Source organism: Synechococcus sp. R3-13, assembly GCF_047462195.1.
GTDB lineage: Bacteria > Cyanobacteriota > Cyanobacteriia > Thermostichales > Thermostichaceae > Thermostichus.
This window is the reverse complement of the sequence record NZ_JANSIO010000250.1, coordinates 1-2,536: the sequence shown is the minus strand read 5'-3', so window position 1 is coordinate 2,536 and position 2,536 is coordinate 1. Positions and strand designations below refer to the sequence as shown.

3 protein-coding genes are annotated in these 2,536 nt (G+C 61.2%); 1 reads left to right on the top strand and 2 read right to left on the bottom strand.

Annotated elements, in window-relative coordinates; translation table 11 throughout:
* Positions 1–48 precede the first annotated feature (48 nt).
* The gene (locus NW856_RS07810) at positions 49–300 is read left to right on the top strand and encodes a hypothetical protein (protein WP_414399735.1); all 252 of its coding nucleotides are present in this window, start codon (positions 49–51) and stop codon (positions 298–300) included.
* Here NW856_RS07810 and NW856_RS07805 read toward each other — a convergent pair.
* A complete protein-coding gene (locus tag NW856_RS07805; RefSeq protein WP_414399734.1) occupies positions 278–1,537 on the bottom strand; it encodes a PLP-dependent aminotransferase family protein in 1,260 nt (419 codons plus the stop codon). The two genes, NW856_RS07810 and NW856_RS07805, sit on opposite strands and share 23 nt — an antisense overlap.
* A 22-nt stretch (positions 1,538–1,559) precedes the next feature.
* Positions 1,560–2,536, bottom strand: a 977-nt coding sequence (locus NW856_RS07800; RefSeq protein WP_414399733.1) for a hypothetical protein, incomplete at its 5' end; no start/stop codon positions are given.

Here is a 2,536-nt window from a genome sequence, read left to right as displayed (position 1 = left end):
ACAGTGCGGGGCTCCTGCGATTTCTAGCTGATCCAAGAGCCCATCCCGATGGAGCAAACCGAGCGCTGGATGGCCGATTATCTAGCCCAGGCTAGCGAAACCGAGCGTATGCAACTTTTGGGAGCAATCGGCAACCTGATGATGGCCGACAACACGGTCTCTCCAGAAGAGCACACCCTCTTGGATGACTACTACACCCTCATGGCCGGGATCCCGGCTCGTCCAGAAGCTGCACCCAACCTGGTGAAGGGCGTTGGGCAATTTTTCCGGCGCATGGCTAAGGCTGTGGGGAGCAGGTGACGCGAGAGTGCATCAGTCTGTGCAGTTGCTCCCCAATAATCTGGATGCCGCTGACAATGCGCTCTTCCGGTTGGTAGCTGAAGGCCAGGCGCAGAGCATGGTCTCCTTGGCCGTCGGCAAAGCAGTGGGTGCCCGGCAGGAAGGTGACCCCCAGGGCGCGAGTAGCCTGCAACAAGGTGCTGGCGCTTAGGGAAGGGGGCAGCTCACACCAGACGAAAAATCCACCCCCAGGGGCCTCCACCTTGACTTCGGGGGGAAAATGTTGAGCGATGGCCTCCAGCATCACCTGGCACTTTTCTCGGTAGCGACGGGTGAGGAGTTGAATGTGGCTTTGCAGACGGCCCTCCCCGCAATAGCGGTCCACCACCCGGCCCAAAAAGGGCCCCAGGGATCCCTCGCTGCGAAACATCTCCAAGCGGCGGATGATCTCAGGGTGACCACAGGCCCAACCCACCCGCACCCCCGGCACCACAATCTTGGAGAAGGTGCCCACATGAAGAACCCAGCCTTCCCGATCCAGCGCAGCCAAACTGGGCAAGGGATCCCCGGCAAAGCGCAGGTCGTAGTAGGCCTCGTCCTCCACCACCACCACACCGTACTCAGCTGCCAACTGCACCAATTTCTGCCGCCGTGGCCCAGAGAGGGTGCAGCCTTTGGGGTTTTGGAAGGTGGGAATGGTATAGACAAATCGGGGGCGGATCCCTTGGCGAGCCAGATCGCGCAGCACCTCTTCCAGGCGATCCACCACCATGCCTTCCCCATCCACCGGAATCGAGATCAGACGCGCTCCTGCCGCCGCAAAACGGCTGACAGCCCCCATGAAGGTGGGCCCTTCCACAATGACCACATCCCCCGGCTCCACAAAGACCTGAGGCAACAGGCCGAGGATCTGCCCAGAGCCATAGCCGATCAGTAGGTTTTCCGGCTGGGCCTCTACCCCTCTATCCCGCATCAACTGCAGCACCACGTCGATCAGCCCGGCAAACGTGCCGCCGTAATTGAGGGCATTGTCCCCATCTTCCGCCAACACCTCCGCCGTGGCCCGCGCCAAGTCGGCCTTGGGAAACAGGCGCGGATCCGCCAGCCCAAAGGTAAAACTGGTAACCACTGGCACCGCCCCTGGGATCTCCGCCCCGAAAGGAGAAGGGATCACAGCCTGAGCCCGTTGGGCAAAAAGGGTTTGCAACAAGGGCCGCGAAGTGCTACGCGGTGCCGATGCGGACGAGGTCTGGGTCATGGCAAGCAAGAGAAAGAATACCTTAGGCCAATGCCTGCCACGATAACAAGAAAGAACTGCCCAGGAGTAGGGATCCCAAAACCCGCCGCCAGCTCCGGTAGGGGATCTCAGCCAAGACGCCGCCGGCGCTCAGGCATAGGAAGGGGAGCACCACCAAACCCCAGCGAGCACTTTGCTGCAGGGTGTTCACTTGGGGATCCCAAAACCATGTCGCCAGCGCCCCCATCCAGAGGACATGGCCCAAACCGGCCAAGCTGAGCAGGGCTTGCTGCCGTTCTGCCCAGGGCCAGCCCAACCGCACCAAGCTCAACCCCAAGGGCAGCATCAAAGTAGCCAAAACGGCCAAGCCACCTTGGGAGCTGAGAGGATGGGGAATCACCTCAGCAGAGGTAGCTGGCCAATCAATCCGTCCCAACCAGGAAAAACCCATCACCAGCAGCAGCAAAAGCAGTCCTGATATTCCGAGCCGCTGACGCGAACGCAAAGGTTGCCGCGGCCACTGCTGGCTCGTCCACAGCCCCGCCCAGAGCAGAGCCAAGGGCCAAACCTTATAAGACAGGGCACAGGCTAAGGCCAGACCCCACCAGCGCAAGGTGGATCCCGGCCCAACACCACAACTGCAAAGCAAAACCAGGCTGCCCAAAATCTCGCTGCCCGGCTCCAACCCTTGGGTCAACACCCAGGGGCTGAGTCCCCACAGCCCGGCACTCCAGAAATTGCCCCAGCTCCAGCACAGCAGCAGAATGGCCAAGCAGGCTACAGCCGAGAAGATGTGCAGGATCCCTTCAGCCGAGATCCCGGTTCCCTGAGCCAGCCAGGGCAGTAGCCTGTCGGCAAAAGCGCTCCGCACCACTGACGCGAACGAGTGGTAGAGAGGCAGTTCCGGTTGGACAAAAGTCAGGGATCCCTCAGAACTGCTCACCGGCAAAACGCGCCACCACTGCAGAGGAGCCGGTTGCCCCCAAGAGCGGAGTCGCTGCCCCAAAAGAAGGCCCATCC